Origin of the sequence: Alistipes sp. UBA1686 (genome assembly GCF_002320215.1) — a bacterium.
GTDB classification, from domain to species: domain Bacteria; phylum Bacteroidota; class Bacteroidia; order Bacteroidales; family Rikenellaceae; genus Alistipes; species Alistipes onderdonkii.
Genome location: NZ_DCKA01000013.1, coordinates 62,167 through 86,149, shown reverse-complemented (window position 1 = coordinate 86,149; position 23,983 = coordinate 62,167). Strand labels below are relative to the sequence as shown.

Here is a 23,983-nt window from a genome sequence, read left to right as displayed (position 1 = left end):
GTTATTTGGTTGTTGGTTTATCGTCATAGGTGAATGGTACGAACCAGGTCATCACAAAGGCCGGGATCGTCGCCAGCATGACCACAATGAAGAAGACGCCGTAGCCCTTCCAGTCGCTCAGGTAACCCGAAACGGCCCCGGTGAGCATCACCGAAAGGTTCATGATGCCCGACGCGAAGGCGTAGTGCGCCATCTGGTGCCGCCCCGGGGCGACCTGCTGCATCATGAAGAGCGTAAGACCCACGAACCCGAACCCGTAGCCGAAGTACTCCACGACGATGCCACCCCCGATCAGCCACATCGACTGCGGCTGAAACCATGCCAGCAGCGCATAGACCGCGAACGGAAGGTTGAAAATGCAGCACAGCGTGAAGAGCGAGCGCCTCAGCCCGCGGTGGGCGATATAGTAGCCCGCGAGCAGCGATCCCAGAAGGAATGCCCCGGCACCGAACGTGCCGTAGTACAACCCGATCTGCTGGTTGGTAAGCCCCAGCCCTCCGACCGCGGTATCCGCCTTGAGGAACAACGGCACGATCTTCATCACGAAGCCCTCGCCCAGGCGGTAGAAGACGATGAAGGCGATGTAATACCAGATATGCTTTTTCGTGAAGAACGCCGCGATCACCTCCTTCAGGCTGCGCAGCCCTTCCCGCAGCGAATGTCCGTCAGCCGCACTTCCGCCCGACGGCAACTCGCGGCTGTGGTAAATACCCAGCAGGACGAGCAGTCCGCAAAGGATCGCCAGCACCACCGTCCACGACTGCACACAGGCGTCGAAGGTCGCCGCCCCGGAATCGCTGAAACGCTTGCCGAGCCAGCCCGCGAACCAGACCAGGCCGCCCGTGGCGACCAGTTTCGCAAGGTTGTAGAACGCTCCCTGCCAGCCGATATATCGCGCCTGATCCCCGGTCGAGAGCTCCGACATGTAAACGCCGTCGGCCGCGATGTCGTGCGTGGCGCCGCTGAAGGCCACCACCGCGAAGACCCCCACCGTGACGGCGAAGAAATGGGGCATATGCAGCGCCAGCGCAGCAAGGCCGAACAACACGCCGCTCAGGAGCTGCGTCGTGACGACGAAGAATTTCTTGGTGCGGAAAATTTCCAGAAAGGGGCTCCACAGGAATTTGATCGTCCACGGCCACATGATCAGCGACGTCCAGAACGCGATCCGGGTATCGGATATCCCCAGATCCTTGAACATGACGGCCGAAACCATATTCAGGACTACGAACGGCAGTCCCATGGCAAAATAGACCGTAGGCACCCATGCCAGCGGCGAAGTTTTTTTCAGATTTTCAGACATCGGGTCTTCTCCGGTTTTAGGTTAGGGATGCACAAAGATAATAAAATCTTTCCGCACACGGTCGGTATTCCGGGCGGTAATCATCTTTGCATCCGTAAAGTAATACAATTTCGGGCGCCGGATTACTAAACGGGCCGGCGATTTAATTCCCCGGGAAAGAAGACCGTGCAGCCGGCGGGTCTTGCGGCTCGCGACTGCACGGTCGTTTTCACGTGCGCATCGATTTATTTGTAGACGATCTCCGCGCCGGCGGTGTAGGTCAGATTCGGAATCACCTGTCCCTGCTTCAGGTAGATGGTTTTGAGCACACCTGCGTTACGTTGCGCATTGAGCGTCTCGAGCGCCGGGCAGCCCGACACGTCGATCGTGGCAAGCACGTCGGTCGGATCCCACCAACCGCCGCCTCCGGAGAAGGGCACTTTCAGTGTCTTCAGGTGTGTGCCCGACACGGTCAGCGACGAGGGAACGATGTAATCCCAAGAATTACCTGAGTGGTACAAGGCCGAGAAATTCAGCTCCTCGACGGCATTGTCGCCGAGCGCGATCTCGGACAGGCCGTTATAGTCGATATTCAGCGAGCTGACCTTCGTGAGTTTGCTGATATCGAACTTGCTCAGTTTGTTGTTGTACACGTCGATCTTTTCGAGGTTGGCGAATATCTCGATGCCCTCGAGCGAGAGGATCGGATCGTCCCAATAACCCGGCCGATAGGTGAACTCGGTCGCGTTCAGCCCGTCCTCGGTCACCACGCATAGGCCGCCGCTGAGTTCCAGCAGCCAGTTCAGGCTTACAAGTTTACTCCGGAATACATTGTCGGGAATGCTAACCACGACCGCGTCGGGATCCTTCTGGACGATGGAAACCACTTTCGTGATACCCGCCCCGCTGATCGTGATCTTACCGCTGCGCGATACGGTCGCGGGGTCAAGGTGGAATCGGAGCGTCTTGGTCACCAGGCCGCGCGTCTCGGGAACCTGTGTGATCCAATCGCCGGCAATAGCCACCTGATAGGTCACATTCGATTCGACGTCGATGGAAATCGTGCGTTCCGCAAGGTCGAACATCAGGCTGCCGTCTCCGGTATTGATGGCGTCGATCTGGCGCTGGGTCAGCGGAATATCGACCGACTGCCCCATGCCCGAAACCGTGACCACGGTCGAACGGTCATCGTAATCCGGGTTCTTGGCGACGGTAAAATTCAAGACCGTGTTGCCGAAAGCGTCGTTGCGCCCGACATACGTGACCCAATCCCCGCCGCCGTCGGAAAACGCGACGGCCAATTCCGGAATGTTCGTATGCAGTTTGACCTGGATATCGGTGCTCAATGCTTCGACAGTCATATTCTCCTCGGAAAGAAGGGTCAGCGAATAGCCCGCTTCCGAAACGATTTTCAGGGGAGCGACAGCCGATCCCGTAAAGAACTTGAAGGTCGCTTCACGGCTCTCTTCGCTTGTATTCGGATCGATCGTGAAGGTTACCACATCGCCGCTCTTCCCGGCTTCGGCCGAAGGATGCACCCAGTCGCAGACACCTGCGAGCCGCCAGTCTCCCGAACTGGTTACGGTCACCTGCGTCGTCGCCCCGTCAGGCCCGGCGGGGATGGCATCGGGGGTAATGGATATCGTGGCCCGGGAAAGGTCGTCCGCCGTATCGTCGTCGGAACAGGCGCTGAGCGCACAGGCCACCGCTACAAACGCTATAAATATCTTTTTCATAAAATCTACGTTGTTTTAGGTTCTCAATCGAACTGCATCCCCGCAGCGGTCGTGCTGCGGGGAGTACAGCACACAATCGGATTAAGGCAGTTTATAACGCGTCGCGTCGTTCTTTTTGTAATAATACTCGGGCATCAGCAGCTCCTCGTCATAGAGGCCCCGGGCAACGGACTGGCACCGGCCCACCTGGAACCGATAGTCGTCGAAATCGTTTACCAGCGAAGTGGTATGCCCCAGTGCGAAGAACATATAGTAACCATAACCGGCCTCTTTCTTCGAACGAGCCGTAGATTCGCTCGAATCGCCCGACCCCCGGTTCAGCTCGATCGACATACCGGAACACTGCTTGCGGGTCATGCCCTGCATCGGTGCTGCCGTTCCGCCGTAATCGGCAACGGCATAGTCGACGAACATACCCGGTTCGATCCCGTCGACAGAGGGGATACCGCTGCCGATGGCTCCCAGGTAGTAGACCATGACGGTTTTATCGGGCATGGCCTTCTTGGTTTCATAGAGCAGCCGGGAAGCGGCAGCCGATGACCACGGCGCAAACCAGGGATTGCTCAGGTCGGGAGAATTCGAATACTCGTCGTCGAAACCGACGCCGTCGAGATTATAGGCGTCGCAATAAGCCGCCAGCTCCTTGGCGAACTCACGGCAGCCCATATCGGACAACTGCGCCACGCCGGCGGCATCGTGGTTGCCCAGAATACCGAGGATCACCTTCATGCCCCGCTTGCGCAGCGGCTGCAGGAACTGTTCGTTGTTGTCCAGCAGGAACTGCACGTTGGGATTATTGAGCACATAGACCCGTCCCGTCTCCGCATTGTAATTGATATTGGCCGAGAAGAGGATGATATCGTCGAAGAAGAGCTTGCCGCTGTCCTTGAGCACGAATTCCAGCGCATTGAGCGGATTGGTGTCGTTGACCTCGAAATAGCACACGTTCCTCACGGCGTCGGGGCCCTTGTAAGCGTCGCCCTGGGCACGCAGGTCTTTCACCAGATAGACCGCATGCTGCGCCTTTTCCGAGAGTGTGATGCCCTCGGTCGAGGAGGTCGCCCTGAGCGGGAGCAGATAGGTCACCCCTTCCTGCAATTCGCTGGCTGCTGCCAGGGTGATGCCCACCCCGACCGAACGGATCTCGTCCGGGGCCAGCAGCAGCTTGCCCTCGCGTTCGATGGTGACATCGGCCGCGGGGAAGAGCTGGAACTCCGTCCCGTGCTCGGCATTATAAGTTTCCAGATAAGCGGGATCTACCTCGATCTTCACGTCGACACCCTTCTGGGGCGCTTTCGTAAGGCGGAAGAAGACCTCGGTCTGGTATTTGTCCGAGCGCAGTTCGATCACCGACTCGTTCTTGTTCGACGTCACGTCGAGCAACATGCCGTCGACGCGCTTCACGGCGTCGTATGCCCCTTCGTCGACAGGCTTGCCGCCCTCGATGTCGTCGGTGCAGGCCGTGAAGGCCAGCCCACCCAACATCAGCGCAAGCGGAAGGATGCTGTATTTCAGATATTTCTTGGTGTTCATAATCGTTTCAGGTTAAAGGTTAGCAGATTATTTACCCAGCTCGGGAAGCGATACATTCACCCACTTCAACTCCTTCTCGACGGTAAGGTCGTTCCCGTAGGAGGTCTGGTCTTTGATGGTCTTGCCGGCTCCCTCGTCGAATTTCCAGTAGGCCACCAGTCCGTCGGAAGCCGCGGCCACCTGGTAGAAATGGTCGGGGGCATTGATCTCCTCGGGGGTCAGCGCCTTGTTCCAGATACGCACTTCCGAGATCTGGCCGTCGAAATAACGGTCGCTGGCATACGAATAACCGATCCAGAAGCAACGGGGCTTGCCGTCCGACTCGTCGGAATGCTTCACGCCGAAATTCACGGACGAGGTACCGACGTTGCCGCTGCACTTCTCCGCACCGTCGAGGTATACCTTCACGCTTCCCGACTCGAATGTCACGGCCACATGGTACCAGCGGCCGGCATCGAGCTTGAGATCCGAATTGGTCAGGTTCCTCGACGAAGCGATCTGAATCTGGTTGGGATCCACGCCCGAATCGCCGATACGCACCAGGAACTTGCCCTCGATACCCATGATCGTGGAGATCTGGTTCTTGAACGCATTGCCGTTGATCAGCGCCTCGAGCGTGAAGGTACGCATGTTGGTTACGGGCGAGGCATCCTTCCAGTCGGGCCAAGCACGGTTCTCGGTAATACCGGCCACGACGTTGATCAGCGCGGCACCCTTGAAGATATAGTAAACACTGCGGGCACTGGGCAGCACGTCGATACCCGACACCGAACGGATCGTCACGGGCAGCACATAGCGCTCGTTCTTGTCCAGCAGGTTCACGTCGACGAACCTGATCGTCACGGGAACGCTCGCCACGCTTCCGGCCTGTATCCTGGTCTTCGTCTCATCGAACTGGTAGAACTCCTCGGAGAGCAGCTTCACGTCCTCGTCGTAGTAAGCCTGGCGGTAGTGGTCGAACAACTCGGGCGCGGCGGCGAACTCGATCGAAATGTCCTGCCCGACGGGCTTGGCGATACCGGCCGTGATTTCACGCTCATAGGAGGGATTCGCAGCCTTGATAAGCATCTCGTCGGTGAAATTCGTCGCCGAGATGAAAAGTTTATTGTCGTAATGCTGCCTGGAAAGATCCTCGTTTTTGCAGCCTGCCAGGGCAACGGCGGCAAGAGCCGCGACAGCAATATTTAACTTGTTGAGTTTCATAGGTCGCATTAGTTTTTAGGTGCGGGATTCAGGATGTCGACCGCCTCCCGGATGTTTTTATAAACCAAAGTCAGGTTGAAATAGTCGTTCTGCGCGTTGGCGATGGAGATACCCAGTTTCTCATAGCCCGACGCCGGGCTTACGACCCACTGGGCAGCACCCTTGGTGGCACGCACACGTGTCTTGCCGTCGGCCTCGTAGCCGGAGAAATAACCGCTCTCATCGCTCAGGTCGGTGAGCGACGGGGTCGTCACGCCGATGACGAACCGGTCGGTCGGGACATCTTCCACGGCGGCCATCAGCACGGCGAACGACATCTTGTCGGCCGAAGTTGCGGTCAATGCGGGGATGACGATATAATCGCATTCGCCCAGGACGGACTTGTCGATGAGGTTCTGCGGGTTACCCTGGAAGACCAGCACTTTGCCGGAGTTGGCCTCGTTCCAGGTCTTCACGTTCGAGAAGAACGCCTCCTGGCGTGCGGCATACTGCGCTTTTTCCTCTTCCTGCATAGCCTGCGGGGCACGGCCGGTATAGTTCACCTGGACACCGTCGTAACCATATTTGGCACACAGGTTCAGCTGACTGACGGTCTGCTGCCTGCAGAACTCCAGGAAACGGAGCTCCAGCTCCTCCTCGGGGGTCGGTTCGCCCTCGCCGCCGCCTTCGCCGCCTTCGTCCTGGGTCGCCTCGGGGGTGCTGGGATTCGCGGGGTCTTCGGGTTTGTTGGCCTCCTCATCCGCGAGGACTTTCTCCCAGAGTTTCTCGATCGCATTATAGTCGATGTTGTAGATCACCCGGGTGCCCTTCTCGCGTACCTTGGCGAATTCACCGGCCAGGGTCGGATGCAGGTTGTCGGGATTCATCAGGCAGATGATGTCCACGCTGTCGGGCATCGTCGTCAGGTGCTCGTTGCGCTGGGCCGGAGCCGAGGTGGTATTGTCCATCGAGACGAGGACGACCTTGTGCTCGCCCGCCTTGTAATCCCGGAGCGCCTTCAGGTACTGCTTGTAGAGCTCGGGATTCTGCTCCTCAAGCGTAGGATAGTTGATGTCGAGGCTTTCGGTCTCCGTCCAGTCGCTGCACGCCGCAAAAGAGAGGACTGCAACGGCTACGGCCGGGAACAGAAATTTCTTGATATTTCGTTTCATAATCGTTTAGCGTTCGGGTTGGTTATTATTTGATCGCGGGGTTGCAATCCCACCACATACGGGTCGCCATGTTGTCGGCACCCTTCAGAAGCGACGAAACCGCATTGTTGACGTTCACGTTGTTGGTCGTGTATTCGTCTGCCGGATAAGGCATACGGCGCGCCCCGAGTTCGGAATCGACGACCCCGAGGCTCTTGTTTCCATCCTCGGTGGCAGGCATCAGACGGGGATAACCCGTGCGGCGGTAGTCGGCCCATGCCTCGTTGCCCAGCTGCCAGTTGGCGATCCACTTCTGCGTGATGATGCGCTCCTGCATCTGGGCCGGAGTAGCCCCTTCATCCCATGCGATCGTAATATCGGACAACTCCTGCGCATAAGAATTCGAGTTCGCAGGATCGGCATAGAGCTGCGGTTTGCCCGTGGTATTGGCCAGGTAAGTGTCGGCACCCGACACACCCCACTCCTCGAACGAGAGGCGGATGCCTTCGTCATAGAAGTCCTTGGCCTCGCCGGAGCCCATGTTGAACCCGAAGACACCCTTCGCCTCGGCCTTCAGGAAAGCCACCTCGGCAGCATTCATCCACGTGACGGGCGAGGAGATCGAGATATTGACGCCGGAGTACTTGCGGCCAACGGATGCCAGAGGCGGAATCACGATTCCGCGGCGGATGCCGACATAGGTTTGACCGGGCCACTCCGACTGCGTGAAATATTTCTCGCGGCGGGGGTCTGAATAACCGTTCATGTAGCAGATGATGTCGGCTGCGGCATGCGTATCGCCGCCCGTCATGCAGTCTGCGGGCTTGTTGTAGTTGACTGCCACGTAAATGGGGTTGCCGTCGGCACCGAACGACGTCAGCCTGGCGTTGTCGGCATTCGACGTGATGACGCCCACCTCGCTGTTCACAGCCGATTCGGCCATCTCGCGGGCTTTGGCCTCGTTCGCATAGACGATACGCATGGCCAGACGCAGCTTGAGCGAATTGGCGAGCTTGCACCACTTCTCGGCGCTGCCGCCGTAGATATAGTCGGCTTTTGCGGAAATAGCATCCGTGCGGTGCTCGGTAAGCACCTTGATCGCGGCATCCAGCTCTTCGAAAAACTTGTCGTAAACCTTCTCCTGCGAATCGTACGGCACCTGAATCTGGCCGTTCTCGCCGATCATCGAATAGGGGATCGGGCCGTAGGTGTCGGTCACGCGGTGCATGGCCGCTACCTTGATGATGTCGGCGATCGCCAGTACGATGGGGTCGTCGGTCACCTTCTTCAGCTCGCGCAGGTTCGAGTAAAGCACCGGGATCGTCCTGTCGCTATACATGAAAACGTTCGTCCAGTCGTCCGTCGGATTGTAATTCATGATCGTACGGGTAAAGCCACCCGTCGTGGAATAATACCCACCCATGGGGCCGCCCAGCAGCACATCGGTAAACTGCGCCGTATTGACGTCGGTCGATACGACGGTGCTCGCGAGCGAGGTCAGCGCCGAGCCGATGATATAGCCGTCGGTCTGCATGTCGTCCTCGGAGGGCTCGTAAGGATTGGTATTTATATCGAGGTAGTTGGCGGTGCAGGCCGTACCGACAAGTACCAACGCAGCCAAAGCCGGTTTTAATATATTGAATTTCATAGTCATCGTGCAGATTAGAATTTAAGTCTGAGGTTGAACCCGATATTACGCGTCGAAGGCGACATGAAATAGTCGATGCCCTGGTAGTAGCTGTTCACCGTCGCAACGGTCTCGGGATCGTAGGGAGCCTTGTTGTAGATCATCCACAGGTTGCGCCCCACGAGCGACAAGGTAATTTCGCAGATGTCGCCCAGCTTTTTCTTCGGGATCGTATAGCCGATCGAAGCCTCCTGCAGGCGCACGTTGGTGGCAGAATAGGTATAGTACTGCGGAACGGAGTTACCGCTGCCGATGGCCGTGTACCATTTGTTGGCATCTACCAGGTCGCCGCCGTTGATCATCACGCCGCCGGCATCGCGCGCTGCGGCCGAAACCTCGGAAACACCGTAGTAGTCGAGCATGGCCTGCGTACGTGAGAATACCACGCCGCCCAGGCGGGCCGAAACCATGAAGCCGAAGTTGAAGTTACGCCAGCGGAAGTCGTTGCGCCATGCCATGTTGGCATCGGGAAGCACGCTACCCAGCTTGATGTAGCTGTTGACGTCGGTGATCGACTCGGAAGCGATCTCGCCCTTCTCGTTGATATAGACGGCGCCGTTGCTGTCGCGTTTGAGGTCGATGCGCGAATAGAAGTCGCCCAGCGTACCGCCCTCACGAAGGATGAAGCGGGCATCGGCAAGACCTCCCATATCGAGCTGATCGACCGAGAAGTGCTCGCCGGTCTCGGGGTTGACCACATCGTCGGCAAGCGAAAGAATCTTGTTCTTGTTCGCCGACAGCGTGTAGTTCGAATCCCACGAGAATTTGCCCCACGTATTGCTGTAACCCAGTGCGACCTCGAAACCGCGGTTGCGGACGTTACCCGACTGAATGGTCAGTTTGGAGGAACCCGAACCGGTCGAGATATTCGGCTCGAAGGTCTGATCCTGCGTCTTGGTGTTATAGTAAGTGAAGTCGAGGTTGAAGTGGCGCAGGAAGCGCATCGTCAGACCGACCTCGAACGACTTGGTGCGCTCGGGCTTGAGGTTGTAAATCGGGAACCGGGTCTGGGTGCTCCAGTTCAGGCCGCTCTCGTTCCAGCTGTAACGCGGGTTGGCGAGGTAACGCTCGAAAGCCACACCCACCGATGCGTACGACGCACGGAGTTTGACGTAGGAGAGGTTCTTCGGCATCTCGGGGATGAGCTGCGACAGCACGACCGAAGCACCGACCGAGGGATAGAAAAACGAACTCTTCACCGAATGCTCGCCGGCCAGCTGCGAAGGCCAGTCGTTACGGCCGGTCAGCGTGAGGAAGTAGGTGTTCTTGAAGCCGATCTCGACCGAGGCGAAAATCGACTGGGTCTGCTCGCGCCACCCTTCCTGCAGCCGTTTGGTCTTGGAGGTGTTGCTCAGGTTCTGCACGTTGAACACGTTGGCCAGCAGGGGTTTTTCGTCGGTGATCTCACCGTCGGGGATCGGGCCGCGCACCTTCATGGCGTCGTAGCGCATGTCCGAGATCGAAGCACCGGCATTGGCCTGCAACGACCAGTCCTCGCCGAAGGTCTTGTTGATATTGACCAGCACGTCGCCGTAGACCTGTTTGTCCTTGGTCTTGGTGATGCCGTAAAGGCCGTTTTTCGAACCTTCGGTCAACTGCGTGAAGGTCGAAGCATAGAATTTTTCCGTATAGTCGTTGCTGCTGTTGTCGACGCGGATACGGCCGGAGACATTGAGCCAGTCGAGCACATCGTACGAGAGTGCGGCGTTCAGCATGTAACGGTCTTTGTTGTTTTCGCGCAGGTTGCGGTAGTTGATCCAATAGGGGTTCTGCATCGTCATGCCGGCATCGCCCACGGGCCAGTACTGGGTATAGAGGCGGCGGGCGGGATCGTAACGCTCGTACATTTCGATATCGGCCCAGTCGTTGCCGCGCGGGTAGACGTAAGCGCCGACCAGCGGGTTGTTGTAGGTACCCTGGTTGGTCATGTTGCGGTCTTTCTGCATCACGTAGCTGGCACCCACGTCGAGTTTCAGCTTGTCGTCGAGGAACGAGGTGGTATTGCGGAACGTAAAATTGTAACGGTCGTAGCCGTTGTTGGGAATTACTCCGCGCGAGTTGACCGCCGCGGCCGAGAAATAGGTTTGGTTCTTCTCGGTACCCGTCGAGAGCGAGACGCTCTCGGTACCCGTTACGCCGGTTTGGAAATAGTCATCGCGCGGGCTGTACCCCATATAGTTGGAGCTGTTCAGGCGATTGCCCCAGCTGCGAACGATCGAACCTTCGCTCGAATTGAGATCGCCCGTACCGTAACGGTTCTGAAACTCGGGAAGGACGAACGGCGACATCACCTCGGTGTTGCTCGATACGGTCACCGAAGTGTAGCCCGCCTTGCCGCGCTTGGTCGTGACGACGATGGCACCGTTGGCGGCATCCGAACCGTAGAGTGCCGCAGCGGCCGCACCGTTCAGCACCGACATCGACTCGATGTCCTCGGGGTTGATATCGGCGATGGGATCGGTCGTACCCTGCGAGGCGAACTCCGTGCCGCCGTCGCGGGCCGTCGTGAACATCGGCACGCCGTCGATTACGTAGAGGGCGTTCGAAGTCTGCGAAATCGACTTCTGACCACGCATGACGACCCTCGATGCGCTGCCGACGCCACCGGACGACGAGTTGATCGTCACACCGGCGACCTTGCCGCTGAGCGAGTTGATGAAGTTGACGTCCTTGTTGGCCACGATGTCCTCGGAGTTGACCTGCTGCACGTTGTACGACAGCGCCTTTTCCGAACGTTTGATACCGAGAGCCGTAACCACGACCGCATCCACATCCACCGCCGACTCCCGGAGCGTAAAGGTGATGTTGGTGCGGCTGCCTACGGTCTGTGCGATCGGTTCGTAGCCTAAATAATTGATTTCTAATACGGCGTCAGCCGAGGGGGGGGGAACTTGCAGCGAGAAATCGCCGTCCACGCCGGTACTCGTACCGATCGTAGTCCCCTTGACAATGACCGCAGCGCCGATCACCGGCATACCGGAAGCATCGACGACCTTGCCCGTCACGGTGACAGGCTGGCCGGGCTGTGCGGCCGGGGCTTTCTGCGAGAGTACGATCGACGTATTCTCGACGGCATAAGCGATATCGGAAGATTGGAAAAGCGTATTGAGCACATTGTTCAGCGGCGTGTCCTTCACATCGATCGACACGCGGCACGCTACGTCCACATTCTTGTCGTAAACGAACAGGTAGGTGGTTTGCTTTTCGATTGCACTGAGCACCTGCTCAAGGGGAGCGTCCGAAACTCGGAGGGTTACCGGTACGGACTGCGCACTTGCCGTGCCCGCGAAAAGGCAGCATACAAGTGTCAAAACAGGCAAGAGAAACCTAACTCTCGCTTGGTTTTTCATTTTCATACGTTGGTCAGTTAATTAGGTTATTGGTTTTTCCCGGATCCCCTGCCCTGCTCGGGGGAGGGGTTTAAAGGCGCTGTCCGGGGCACGCCTCGTCATTCGTCTAAGGTCTGGGGCAATTTTTCACATAAATCTGGGCTTAGGTACTACAATCAGGTTAGGTTGGTCAGTGTATATAAATCATGTCTTTCAATTCGTTGCGCGTATACTGGAAATCGGCGCTCTGCTGCAAAACCCACAGGGCATGGTCGATACCCTCGGAGATACGGATCTTCCCGGTGAAAAGGTTGGTCGGCATATCCTGGCGCCGCACCTCGATCTTCACGCCGTAATATTTCTCGAACTCATCGAGCAAATCCCCGAACGAAGCGTCGCGGAAGGCAATCAGCCCCTCGCGCCACAGGAACCCTTCGTGTTCGGGTATCCGCCCCAGGATCAGCCGTCCGTTGAGGTGCGTCACCTGTTCGCGCGGATGCAGCTCGACCTGGTTGTTCGAATTGAAGCGATCCGTCACGCGCACCTTACCCTCGACGAGCGAGGCGACGAACTCCCCGTCTTCCGAGCGGGCCTTGACGTTGAATTTCGTACCCAGCACCTCCACGTCGCAGGCATAGGTCTCGACGACGAAAGGATGCTTCCGGTCATGCGACACATCGAAAAACGCTTCGCCCTTGAGCTGCACCTTACGCTCGCGCCCGATGAAGAAGGTCGGGTAATGCAGTTCGGAAAGCGCGTTCATGCAGACTTTCGTGCCGTCGGGCAGCTGCACGTCGATATGCTGGCCTGCCGGGACGGTGATCGTATTGCCCGTCAACAGGAACTTGTCATACATCCGCGAGACGTAGATGCCCCCCGCTCCCGCAACGACCAGGATGACCGCAGCGTATTTGAGGACTTCGCGTGTCCAGCGCGGCAGGGTCAAAACCTTCGGCTTGCGTGTCGTGCGTCCGGGGTCGGCCAGCATCAGCATCGAATCGAACAAACGGCGCTCGGCAAGCAGTTCCCTGCGGTTGGCCGGATCACGGTCGATCCAGTCGAGGACTTGCTTTTCCTCTTCTACGGACGCGCGCCCGTCAAAAAACCGGTGTAGTAATTCTTTTTCCATGACATAGAGATAACACCCCTGCCGGGGAAATCCCTGAAAAAAAATCGCACTTTTTTCAGGGAAAGTCCGGACGGAGCAAGTTAAACGAATGATTATCAATTGATATAAAACCAGAAAATAAAATAAGCCAGGTAATCTTTGAGCACCACACGCAGGATTTTCATCGCCTTCGAGACTTCGAACTCGACGCTCTTGACCGTAACGCCCATTTCGGCGGCGATCTCCTTATAGCTTTTGCCGTCGAAGCGGCTGCGGATAAAGATCGCGCGGGTCTTTTCCGGAAGTCTGTCCAGCGTCTCGTTCACCAGCCGCCGCGCCTCCTCGCTGAACAGTTCCTCGGGGTTGCAGGCTTCGAGGGTCGAGATGCGGGTTCGGAGCATGCGCGCACCGTGGGAGTGGATATCCTCGGCGGCACGCAGGCGGACGCCCTGCGAACGCAGATGGTTCAGGCATTTGTTCTTGACGATCGTGAGCGCGTAGGGAGGGAAGGCGGAGGCGGAAAGCATGTCGCGTTTTTCCCAGGCGGCCATAAAGCTCTCCATGACGATATCCTCGGCCGTGGCTGCATCGGAGACATAAGTGCCCGCGAAACGGATAAACCGTTGTTGGTACTCCCCGAACAGGCGGTTGAACGCCTTCAGATCCAGAATCGTCTCGGATTGCAACTCCATACACTCATTCATTGATAAACAAATATAAGGAAAGTGTTGCAATATCCGCGCCCTAAAAACGCAAAAAATAAACGGCCATACCCGCCAGCGCCAAACTCCGGGTAGGGCAACGCAACAGAATTTATTCCATAAATCCCTGCCATTTATATAATAACACTCCAACGCGGGAAATCCCTGACAAAAAACCGTTTTTTCCGCACCGGACATAAAAAAAGCTCCCCGAAGGGAGCTTTCAGCCCGAATTGCCAGCCCGTTACCTGGCTTTGGCCTCGCAGTAGGCGCAGCGGCAGGTGCCGTCGGCCGTGCGGTAGAACAATTGGTCGACATCCTCCGTGGCGGAGATGCAACGGCGGTTGGAACACTCCATCTCGTTGACTACATACTCGCCGTTGAAAACCGGAGTCCGTTCGAACGGCTTGTTCCGGTCGGCCCAGCGGAGCAGGGTCAGGATCAGTGCCATACGCACGAACTTACCGTTCTCGACCTGCCGGAAATAGGCCGCGCGCGGGTCGTTGTCCACGGCACGCGTGATCTCGTTCACGCGCGGCAGCGGATGCAGGATGATCATATCCTCCTTGGCTGTCCCGAGTTTCTCGGGGTTGAGCACGAAGCTGTTCTTCACGCGGTCGAACTCCTCCTCGTCGAGGAAGCGCTCCTTCTGTACGCGCGTCATGTAGAGAACGTCCAGTTCGGGCATCACCTCCTCCATGGTCTCCACCTCGCGGAACTCCAGCTTCGAGTTCTCGCTCATCTCGGCCAGCATGTAGTCGGGAAGGCGCAGCTCCTGCGGGGCAATCAGGATGACCTTGATGCCCGAGTAGCGCGACAGCGCCTTGATGAGCGAATGGACGGTGCGGCCGAACTTGAGGTCGCCGCAGAAGCCGATCGTCATGTTGTCGAAACGCCCCTTTTCGCGCTTGATCGTCAGCAGGTCGGTCAGCGTCTGCGTCGGGTGGCTGTGGCTGCCGTCACCGGCATTGATGACCGGCACCCCGGCATACTGCGAGGCCACGAGCGGCGCCCCCTCCTTGAAGTGGCGCATGGCGATGATGTCCGCGAAGCAGCGGATCACACGTACGGTATCGGCCACGGTCTCGCCCTTCGACACGGACGACGAGTTGGCGTCCGAGAAACCGATGACGCTGCCGCCCAGCTCCATCATGGCCGAGGTGAAACTCAGGCGCGTACGGGTCGACGGTTCGTAGAAGAGCGTCGCCAGCTTCTTTCCCTTGCACGCCTCGCTGTATTTGGCACGGTTGGCGATGATGTCCTCCGCCAGCGCAACGATCTGTTCGGTTTCGGCAACCGTCAGGTCGGTCGGATCGATTAAATGTCGCATATTTTTCTTCTCTGTTTCGGTTTCGGTTTCGGGTTACGTAGTCCTTATCGGCTCCGGCATGTCCGCGGCTTCGCGCCACTGCGGACGGGCATATCCCCGCACGGCAGGAAAGGCCCGGCCGGGAATGCGCGGCCGCAGCGAACTATTTATCCATCCAGCTTTCGTCCGAGGGGTTGTCGCGGAACTTCAGCAGCCGGGCCTTATCCCCGGGCTCGATATACCCCTCTTCGGCGGCGACCTCCACCAGCGCATCGAGGTTCGAAAGGCTGTAATTGACGACGCCGGCCTCTTTCAGGCGCTCAAGCCCCTTTTTCATGCCGTAGGTGAAGATCGAAGCCACACCCAGCACCTCGGCACCGGCCTCGCGCAGGGCGTTCACCACCTCGATGCAGGAACCGCCGGTCGAGATCAGGTCTTCGATCACGACGACCTTCTGCCCCTTCTCCAGTTTGCCTTCGATCCGGTTGCCGCGGCCGTGGTCTTTCGAACCGCTGCGCACATAACCCATCGGCAGGTCGAGGATCGTCGCCGTGATGGCCGCATGGGCGATGCCGGCGGTCGAAGTGCCCATCAGCACCTCGGCACCGGGGAATTTGGTGCGGACGATCCCGGCAAGCCCGGCCTCGACATGTCCGCGCACGACAGGTGCCGTCAGCGTCAGGCGGTTGTCGCAATAGATCGGGCTCTTGATACCGCTGGCCCAGGTAAACGGCTGCTCGGGGCGCAGGAATACCGCGCCGATCGAGAGCAGGTCTTTCGCAATTGATTTCTCCATGGTAATTTTCGTTTTTCGGTTATTTTTTCAGTTCCCCGGCCACCCACTCGACCCACGGGTCGACGTTATCGGCGAGCGTCGCGGGCAGCGGCAACGGGATGCGCACGTCGGGCGCGATCCCCTCCCGGTCGATGCCGCGCCCTGCGGGAATTCGGTTGGAACGGGTGACGGGCACGATCATCCAACGCGTCGTGTCCCGAGGGAAATAAAGTATCTCGCAGTTCGAATAGTCGAGGCACCCCAGCGTGTTGTCCTGTCCGTAGACGGTCGTACGACGGCTGCACGCCCTGATTTCGAGCACCAGCTGCTCACCCGACGAGGCCACCCGGCCGTCGACGATCAGCGCGGCGCGCCGGGGCACCGGCGACACCGAATCGTAACGGATACGGTAGGTTTTGCCCTCTTCGAGAAATTTCCCGGCCGGGGTTCGCTCCATACGCGCAACCTTCCTGCGTCCCCGCTCCGTATTCCCGGCAAACTCCCGGACGTGGGCGATGGCTATATCCGATACGCGGTACTCCATGGCATCCTCCGTACCTTCGTGGTCGTAGAGCAGTTTGAGCAGGGGTTCATAGGCATTGTCGCTCCCGCCCATATTGCCGCGGATGTCGACGACAAGGTTCTCACAGCCCGAGGCGCGGTAAGCCGCGACAGCGGCCCGCACTCCGGCGATTTCGGCATCGGTCAGGTCGCACGACGGGAATCGGATCAAATACGTATCTTCGTCCACGCGGCAGTGCATGAACTGCGGGTCGTAACGCTTCATCCGCCCGGCATAGTCCGTATCGCGGCGCAGCGACTTAGCCCGGTAGGCTTCGGCACCGGGTGTTTGGAGGTGCGAATCGTCGAACCAGCCGAGGTATTCGGCAATGGCATCATAGACGTCACGGTCGCCGGAAATCTCGCTTTGCAGCCGCGCTTTCAGTGCGGCGTACTCCGCTTCGCGGCCCGCGGTCTTGTCCGGATAGCCGGCATAGGCGCGTTCCACGACATCGACGGCATAGTCGAAATCGGACACAGCGTCCCCTGCCGGGGTTTGTGCCCCGGCGGGCAGCAGGCAAAGCACGGCCGCAGCCGCCAGCGACATTCGCAGCAAGGTCTTCATCGGGCAGGTTCGTATGAATCGGCTCCCCGGATCGGTTCTTCCCGACCGGAGGGTTATTCCAGTGCCGAGCGTAAAATCTTCTCCACCTCCTCGGGATAAACCCCGCCTTCGTGCACCTTCACGCCGTCGACATAGAATGTCGGCACGTAGTAATAGTCGAACGTGTCGGCCAGCGCAGGCTGCTCCGACTCCTCGATCATCTCGATCCCGACGGCAGCCAGCTCGGGGTGCGCCGCCCTGGCCTCTTCGATGTAACGCAGCGCCTTCTTGCAGAAGGGGCAGTTTTTCAGGTAGAAAAGTTTTACCGGTTTCATAACTATACTGTTTAAAAGTAACTTCGCGGATTATCCGCAGAATTCGTCCACACAGCGGCGGTAGGCTGCCACGGGGTCGGCCGCGGCGGTGATCGGGCGTCCCACGACGATGAAGTCGGAGCCGATCTCCCGCGCACGGGCAGGCGTGGTGACACGCACCTGATCCGCCACGTCACCGTCTGCAAAACGCACGCCGGGCGTGATTGTGAGGAACTCTTTTCCGCAGGCTTGGTGTACCATGCCCGCTTCGAGCGGCGAGCATACCACGCCGTCGAGCCCTGCGGCCTTGGTATTCTGCGCGTATTTCACGATCGTGTCGCCGATCGAAGATGCGATCAGCAGCTCCTGCTGCATACGCTCCTCGCTGGTCGAGGTGAGCTGCGTCACGGCGATCAGCAGGGGGCGCGTACCGTCCTCGCGCGTGAGCCCCTCGAGGGCATATTTCATCATCTCGATGGTACCCGCCGCATGGACGTTGCACATATCCACATCCAGCCGCGACAGAACGGCCATCGCCTTCTTCACCGTATTGGGAATATCGTGCAGCTTGAGGTCGAGGAAAATCTTGTGCCCCCGGCGCTTGATCTCACGCACGATTTCCGGCCCTTCGGCATAGAACAGCTCCATGCCGATCTTGAGGAAAGGTTTGCGTGCCTCGCCCCTGAACAGGTCGAGGAATTTGAAGGTATCTTCCGCAGACTTGAAGTCGCAGGCGATAATTACGTCATGTTGCATATCGTACGATTTTACGTTCATTCTACAATTCCGATTATGTCGCTCAGCCGCCCGATCCCGAGCCGTTGCATCTCGGCAGGCAGCGCCTCGACGATCTCCTTCGAGGCATAGGGGTTCGCCAGGTTCGCGGCGCCGACCTGTACGGCCGTAGCGCCGGCCATCATCATCTCGATCACGTCGCGGGCCGTCGTCACGCCGCCGCACCCCATGACGGGTATTTTGCAGGCCTTGGCAACCTGGTAGACCATCCGCACGGCCACGGGGAAGACCGCAGCACCCGAAAAACCGCCCATCGTATTGGCGATGACTGCCTTGCGGTTCCTGACGTCGATCCGCATCCCCAGCAGGGTATTTATCAGGCAGATGCCGTCGGCGCCCGCCTCCTCGCACGCCCGGGCGATCGAAACGATGTCCGTGACGTTGGGCGACAGCTTGATGTAGACGGGTTTGGTCGTCACGGCCTTCACGGCGCGCGTCACCTCGGCGGCACACTCGGGCGACGTGCCGAACGACATGCCGCCGTGCCGCACGTTGGGGCACGAGACGTTGACCTCGATGATGCCGACCTGCGGCTCGCGGTCGATCCGCTCGCAGCAATAGGCGTACTCCTCGACCGAAAAGCCGCTGATATTGGCGATCACGGGTTTATGGAAAAAAGTCTTCAGGCGCGGCAGCTCTTCGGCGATCACGGCGTCGATGCCCGGGTTCTGCAACCCCACGGCGTTGATCATGCCCGCCGTACATTCGGCGATGCGGGGCGTGGGGTTCCCGAAGCGCGCATCGCGCGTGGTGCCCTTGAACGAAAACGACCCGAGGATGTTGATGTCGTAAAAATCCCGGAACTCGTTGCCGTACCCGAACGTACCGCTGGCCGGCACGACCGGGTTGTCCAGTCTCAGGCCGCTCAGGCAGACGGACATATCCGCGGCGGGTTTTTCCGCGGGCCGGTTTTGTGCGATGAACTGCTTGTTTACCATATGACCTCCCCTTTCGTTAATACGGGCCCCTCCTTGCAGATGCGCTTGTTGCCGTATTTGGTTTTGCACGAACAGCCCATGCAAGCCCCGAAACCGCAGCCCATGCGCTCTTCGAACGAGAGCTGCCCGTCCTGCTGCACGGCGTCGCACAATGCCCGCAGCATCGGCAGCGGCCCGCAGGCATAGAAATAGTCGAACTCGGGGCGGCACTCGGCGATGGCCGTCGTGACGAACCCCCTGACACCCGCCGAACCGTCGGCCGTGGCCAGATGAACGTCGCAGCCCAGCGCCCGGAATTCGTCGGCATAGAAAACCTCGTCCGCCGTATTGAACCCGAGCACCACGCCGACCCGTTTGCCCGCCGCGAGCAGCACCTTGGCCAGGTTGTAGAGCGGGGGCACGCCCACGCCGCCGCCCACCAGCAGGGGGCGCTGTGCGGCATTGTGCACGTCGAACCCGTTGCCGAGCCCCGTCAGCAGGTCGAGCTCCCTGCCCGCGACCATACGGCTCATCTGTGCGGTTCCCTCGCCCACCACCTTGTAGATGAGCGTGAGCGTCGTGGCGTCGTAGTCGCAGACCGAAATCGGACGGCGCAGGTAATGGCCTTCAAGCGCGATGTCGACGAACTGCCCGGGGGCGGTGATCCACTGCGTGTCCCCCCCGAGCACCATGCGCCATACGGTCGCCGTCAGCGGTTCGTTGGCAAGGATTTTATAGATGCCTTTCTTATACATGCCTTTCTGTTCCAATGTGCCGCATAATACCGGAAATCACTTCGCATCGATGGTCGAAACCCCGAACGTAATCTCTTCCAGCACGTCCAGCAGCACCTTCACCGTTTCGAGCGCAGTGAATACCGTCACGTTGTTCTCGACGGCCGTGCGGCGGATCTCGTACCCGTCGAGGCGGGTGTTATGCTGGTTGATGTCGATGGTGTTGATGACGTAGCTCACATGTCCCTGGCGCAGCGAGTCGATGATCTCCGAGCTGCCTTCGCTCAGTTTGCGGCGCGTACGGGTACGGATACCGTGGTTACGCAGGAACTCGGCCGTCCCGGTCGTGGCCTCGATGTTAAAGCCCAAGTCGTAGAAACGCCGCACGAGGGGCAGTGCCTGCTCCTTGTCGTGGTCGGCGATCGTGACGAAGATCGTCCCGTAGTTCGAAACGTTCATGCCCGTGGCCTGCAATGCCTTGTAGAGCGCGCGGGTGAGTTTGTCGTCGTAGCCGATCGCCTCGCCCGTGGACTTCATCTCGGGCGACAGGTACGAATCCATGCCGCGGATCTTGGCGAACGAGAAGGCCGGGGCTTTGACGTACCAGCGCTTCTTCTCCTTGCCGTAGACTTCGGTGATGCCCAGCTCGCGGAGCGTCTTGCCCAAAATCACCTGCGTGGCGATGTGTGCCATGGGCACGCCCGTCGACTTGGAAAGGAACGGCACGGTACGCGACGAACGCGGGTTAACCTCGATGACATAGACCTCGTCGTTTTCGTCAAGGATGAACTGGATGTTATAGAGGCCGACGATGCCGATCCTCAGTCCGAGTTTGACCGTATAGTCGATGATCTTGTCCTTGGCCTTCTGGCTGACGCTGAAGGTCGGATAGACGCTGATCGAGTCGCCCGAATGGATGCCTGTGCGCTCCACATGTTCCATGATGCCGGGGATGAAGACGTCCTTGCCGTCGCAGATGGCGTCCACCTCCAGCTCCTTGCCCATGATATAGCGGTCGACCAGCACCGGCGAATCCTCGTTGACCTCGACGGCCGTCTGCAGGTAGTGGCGCAGGCGCTCCTCGTTCGAAACGATCTGCATGGCACGGCCTCCGAGCACATAGCTCGGACGCACCAGCACCGGGTAGCCGATGCGGGCGGCGGCCTTCACGCCGGTCTCGATGTCGGTGACGGCCTCGGCCTCGGGCTGCGGGATGCGCAACTCTTCCATGATCTTTTCGAAGCAACCGCGGTCTTCGGCGTTCCTGATCGCCTGCGTATCGGTACCGATAATGGGCACGCCCAACTGCGCCAGCGGCTCGGCCAGGTTGATGGCCGTCTGTCCGCCGAGCGACACGACGATCGCCTTCGGTTTTTCGAGGTGGATGACGTTCATCACGTCCTCGACCATCAGCGGTTCGAAATAGAGCTTGTCGCTGGTAGTGTAGTCCGTCGACACGGTTTCGGGGTTGTTGTTGATGATAATCGCCTCGTAACCGGCCTCGCGGATCGACCAGATGGCATGCACGGTCGAGTAGTCGAACTCAACGCCCTGGCCGATACGGATCGGGCCCGAGCCGAGCACCACGATCTTCTCCTTATCGCTCACAACCGACTCGTTCTCGTCCTCGTAAGTCGAGTAGAAATAGGGCACATAGGAGCTGAATTCGCTGGCACAGGTGTCGATCATCTTGTAGACGGGGAAGAGGCCGTTCTTTTCGCGCAGCCGGTATACGTCCTGCTGCGAGATGCCCCACAACTGGCCGATGAACTTGTCGCTGAACCCCATGCGCTTGGCGTCGCGCAGGGTTTCGACATCCATCGGGTGCGCTTTCACCTCGCGTTCGAATTCGACGATGTTCTTGAACTTTTCGAGGAAGAACATGTCGATCTTCGTATTGTCGTAGATCAGCACCAGGTCGATGCCGTTGCGGATCAACTGCGCGATGGCATAGAGGCGGTCGTCCGTAGCGTCCTTGATGTATTCCAGCAGCTGCGCGTCCGACCAGTCGTCGAATTTCTTGTGGTAGATATGGCAGACACCCGTTTCGAGCGAGCGCATCGCCTTCAGGAGGCTTTCCTCCATCGTGCGGCCGATGGACATCACCTCGCCCGTGGCCTTCATCTGCGTACCCAGCTTGTTCGACGCATCGCTGAACTTGTCGAACGGGAAGCGGGCGACTTTGGTGACCACGTAATCGAGCGTCGGCTCGAAGCTGGCGGGCGTATTGGCCAGCATGATCTCGTCGAGCGTAAGTCCTACGGCGACCTTGGCCGTCACGCGCGCGATCGGATAGCCGCTGGCCTTCGACGCCAGGGCCGACGAGCGCGACACGCGGGGGTTCACCTCGATCAGGTAGTATTTGAACGACAGGGGATCGAGTGCGAACTGCACGTTGCAACCGCCTTCGATTTTCAGCTCGCGGATAATCTTCAGCGCCGAATCGCGCAGCATCTGGAACTCCTTGTTGGTAAGCGTCTGGCACGGCGCCACGACGATCGAGTCGCCCGTATGCACGCCCACGGGGTCGATATTCTCCATGCAGCAGATGCTGATGGCCGTGTCGTTATGGTCGCGCATCACCTCGAACTCGATCTCCTTGTAGCCCTTGATGCTCTTCTCGACGAGCACCTGGTGCACGGGCGAGAGGAACAGGGCGTGGCGCATCATTTCGCGCAGCTGCTCCTCGTTGTCGACGAACCCGCCGCCCGTACCGCCCAGCGTATAGGCGGGACGCAGCACGACGGGATAGCCGATCTGGGCGGCGACCTCCACGGCCTCCTCGACCGACATGGCGATTTTAGATTCGATCACCGGTTCGCCCAGCGACTCGCACAGCTCCTTGAAAAGTTCGCGGTCTTCGGCGCGTTCGATCGACTCGAACGAGGTGCCCAGGATCTCGACCTGGCACTCTTTCAGGATACCCTTCTTGGCAAGCTGCACCGCAAGGTTCAGGCCCGTCTGACCGCCCAGCCCCGGCACGATGGCGTCGGGACGCTCGAAACGGATGATCTTGGCCACGTATTCGAGTGTCAGCGGCTCCATGTAGACCTTGTCGGCAATATGCGTATCGGTCATGATCGTCGCAGGGTTGGAATTCACCAGGATTACCTCGTATCCCTCCTCCTTGAGTGCGAGGCACGCCTGCGTACCCGCATAGTCGAATTCCGCGGCCTGGCCGATGACGATCGGGCCGGAACCGATGACCATTACCTTGTTTATATCTCTTCTCTTAGGCATTTTTACGCTCCTCCATTATTTTGGTAAACTTCTTGAACAAATAGCTGCTATCCTGCGGGCCCGAGGCACTCTCGGGGTGGTACTGCATCGAAAAGACGCCGTCCTCGGCGCACTCCACGCCCTCGGCCGTGCCGTCGAGCAGGTTTACGTGCGTCAGCCTGAGGCCGGTGGCGGCCAGCGAGTCGATGTCCACGGCATAGCTGTGGTTCTGGCTCGTGATCTCGATCCGTCCCGTCTCCAGATTTTTCACGGGGTGGTTCCCGCCGCGGTGGCCGAATTTCATCTTCACGGTCTTGGCGCCATAGGCCAGCGATATGAGCTGGTGCCCCATGCAGATGCCGAAAATCGGCAGTTTGCCGCGCAGTTGCCTGACCAGCCCGATCACCGGCGTCACATCCTCGGGGTTGCCTGGGCCGTTCGACAGCACGATGCCGTCGGGATGGAAGGCCATGATCTCCTCGACCGTCGAGTCGTAGGGCACGATGGTCACGTTGCAGCCCACGCGGTTGAGCTGGCGGATGATATTGTGCTTGATGCCGCAGTCGACGGCCACCACGTCGTACTTGTGGTTGGGAACGCGCGACATCCAGCGTTTCTTGCAGCTCACACGTGAAACCATATCGTGCGGCAGGCGATACTCGGCGAGCTTGCGCATCGCTTCCTCACGGGGCGTGGCAGCATCGGTGACGATGACCTTCTGGCTGCCCTCGTTGCGGATAATGCGCGTCAGCGTGCGGGTATCTACGCCCCAGATCGCCGGGATGCCGTACTCCTCGAACACCTCGTTCAGGGTTTTCGTATACCGGAAATTCGACGGCGAGTCGTTATACTCGCGCACGATCATACCGCCGATGGTCGGGTTCTTCGTTTCGTAATCCTCATCGGCCATACCGTAGTTTCCGATGAGCGGATAGGTCATCACGACCATCTGATCCGTGTAGGAGGGATCCGACATGATCTCCTGGTACCCCACCATCGAGGTATTGAAGACGATCTCGTTGATAGCCTCTCGGTCGGCACCGAAGCCGTAACCGTAGAACTCCCGGCCGTTTTCCAGCACAATTTTCTTCGTAAATGGTTTCATT

General features: G+C 58.9%; 18 protein-coding genes. All 18 read right to left on the bottom strand.

The window, feature by feature from the left end; genetic code table 11:
- Position 1: 1 nt before the first annotated feature.
- Positions 2-1,303 carry an MFS transporter gene (locus tag B3C38_RS04905; protein WP_286725908.1) on the bottom strand — a complete coding sequence of 434 codons (1,302 nt, stop codon included), beginning with the start codon at positions 1,301-1,303 and terminating at the stop codon, positions 2-4.
- A 224-nt stretch (positions 1,304-1,527) separates the two neighbouring features.
- Positions 1,528-3,018, bottom strand: a complete 1,491-nt coding sequence (locus tag B3C38_RS04900; protein ID WP_286725907.1) for a BACON domain-containing protein — start codon at positions 3,016-3,018, stop codon at positions 1,528-1,530.
- 81 nt (positions 3,019-3,099) lie between these two features.
- Positions 3,100-4,551, bottom strand: a complete 1,452-nt coding sequence (locus B3C38_RS04895; protein WP_286725905.1) for a BT_3987 domain-containing protein — start codon at positions 4,549-4,551, stop codon at positions 3,100-3,102.
- Between the two features lie 27 nt (positions 4,552-4,578).
- The gene (locus B3C38_RS04890; RefSeq protein WP_117508158.1) at positions 4,579-5,754 is read right to left on the bottom strand and encodes a DUF1735 and LamG domain-containing protein; all 1,176 of its coding nucleotides are present in this window, start codon (positions 5,752-5,754) and stop codon (positions 4,579-4,581) included.
- Positions 5,755-5,762: 8 nt separating this feature from the next.
- On the bottom strand, positions 5,763-6,905 hold the full coding sequence (locus B3C38_RS04885) for a glycoside hydrolase family 18 (RefSeq protein WP_286725903.1): 1,143 nt from the start codon (positions 6,903-6,905) through the stop codon (positions 5,763-5,765).
- 25 nt (positions 6,906-6,930) lie between these two features.
- A complete protein-coding gene (locus B3C38_RS04880) occupies positions 6,931-8,532 on the bottom strand; it encodes a RagB/SusD family nutrient uptake outer membrane protein (RefSeq protein ID WP_117508154.1) in 1,602 nt (533 codons plus the stop codon).
- Positions 8,533-8,546: 14 nt separating this feature from the next.
- Positions 8,547-11,927 (bottom strand): SusC/RagA family TonB-linked outer membrane protein, encoded by a 3,381-nt coding sequence (locus B3C38_RS04875; RefSeq protein ID WP_286725900.1) that lies wholly within the window; start codon positions 11,925-11,927, stop codon positions 8,547-8,549.
- A 163-nt stretch (positions 11,928-12,090) separates the two neighbouring features.
- Positions 12,091-13,029, bottom strand: a complete 939-nt coding sequence (locus B3C38_RS04870; RefSeq protein WP_022332500.1) for a FecR family protein — start codon at positions 13,027-13,029, stop codon at positions 12,091-12,093.
- Between the two features lie 95 nt (positions 13,030-13,124).
- Positions 13,125-13,712 (bottom strand): RNA polymerase sigma-70 factor, encoded by a 588-nt coding sequence (locus tag B3C38_RS04865; protein WP_070102160.1) that lies wholly within the window; start codon positions 13,710-13,712, stop codon positions 13,125-13,127.
- Positions 13,713-13,953: 241 nt separating this feature from the next.
- Positions 13,954-15,039 (bottom strand): aspartate carbamoyltransferase, encoded by a 1,086-nt coding sequence (gene pyrB / locus B3C38_RS04860; RefSeq protein ID WP_018695088.1) that lies wholly within the window; start codon positions 15,037-15,039, stop codon positions 13,954-13,956.
- A 142-nt stretch (positions 15,040-15,181) separates the two neighbouring features.
- Positions 15,182-15,814: an orotate phosphoribosyltransferase gene (gene pyrE / locus B3C38_RS04855; protein WP_032136063.1), complete on the bottom strand. Its 633-nt coding sequence runs from the start codon at positions 15,812-15,814 to the stop codon at positions 15,182-15,184.
- A 19-nt stretch (positions 15,815-15,833) separates the two neighbouring features.
- Positions 15,834-16,919 (bottom strand): S41 family peptidase, encoded by a 1,086-nt coding sequence (locus B3C38_RS04850; RefSeq protein ID WP_286725891.1) that lies wholly within the window; start codon positions 16,917-16,919, stop codon positions 15,834-15,836.
- 53 nt (positions 16,920-16,972) lie between these two features.
- Positions 16,973-17,233 carry a glutaredoxin family protein gene (locus tag B3C38_RS04845; protein ID WP_018695085.1) on the bottom strand — a complete coding sequence of 87 codons (261 nt, stop codon included), beginning with the start codon at positions 17,231-17,233 and terminating at the stop codon, positions 16,973-16,975.
- Positions 17,234-17,263: 30 nt separating this feature from the next.
- Entirely contained in the window at positions 17,264-17,968 is a 705-nt protein-coding gene (gene pyrF, locus B3C38_RS04840) for an orotidine-5'-phosphate decarboxylase (RefSeq protein WP_026318226.1), read from the bottom strand.
- A 17-nt stretch (positions 17,969-17,985) separates the two neighbouring features.
- Complete coding sequence (locus B3C38_RS04835; protein ID WP_286725884.1) at positions 17,986-18,945, bottom strand: dihydroorotate dehydrogenase; 960 nt, start codon at positions 18,943-18,945, stop codon at positions 17,986-17,988.
- Positions 18,939-19,679 carry a dihydroorotate dehydrogenase electron transfer subunit gene (locus tag B3C38_RS04830; protein ID WP_349677384.1) on the bottom strand — a complete coding sequence of 247 codons (741 nt, stop codon included), beginning with the start codon at positions 19,677-19,679 and terminating at the stop codon, positions 18,939-18,941. The genes B3C38_RS04835 and B3C38_RS04830 overlap by 7 nt, the downstream gene beginning before the upstream one ends.
- Before the next feature lie 36 nt (positions 19,680-19,715).
- Entirely contained in the window at positions 19,716-22,898 is a 3,183-nt protein-coding gene (gene carB, locus B3C38_RS04825) for a carbamoyl-phosphate synthase large subunit (protein ID WP_082426569.1), read from the bottom strand.
- A complete protein-coding gene (gene carA, locus B3C38_RS04820) occupies positions 22,891-23,982 on the bottom strand; it encodes a glutamine-hydrolyzing carbamoyl-phosphate synthase small subunit (protein ID WP_055202465.1) in 1,092 nt (363 codons plus the stop codon). Before carA ends, carB begins: the two co-directional genes overlap by 8 nt.
- Position 23,983 lies beyond the last annotated feature (1 nt).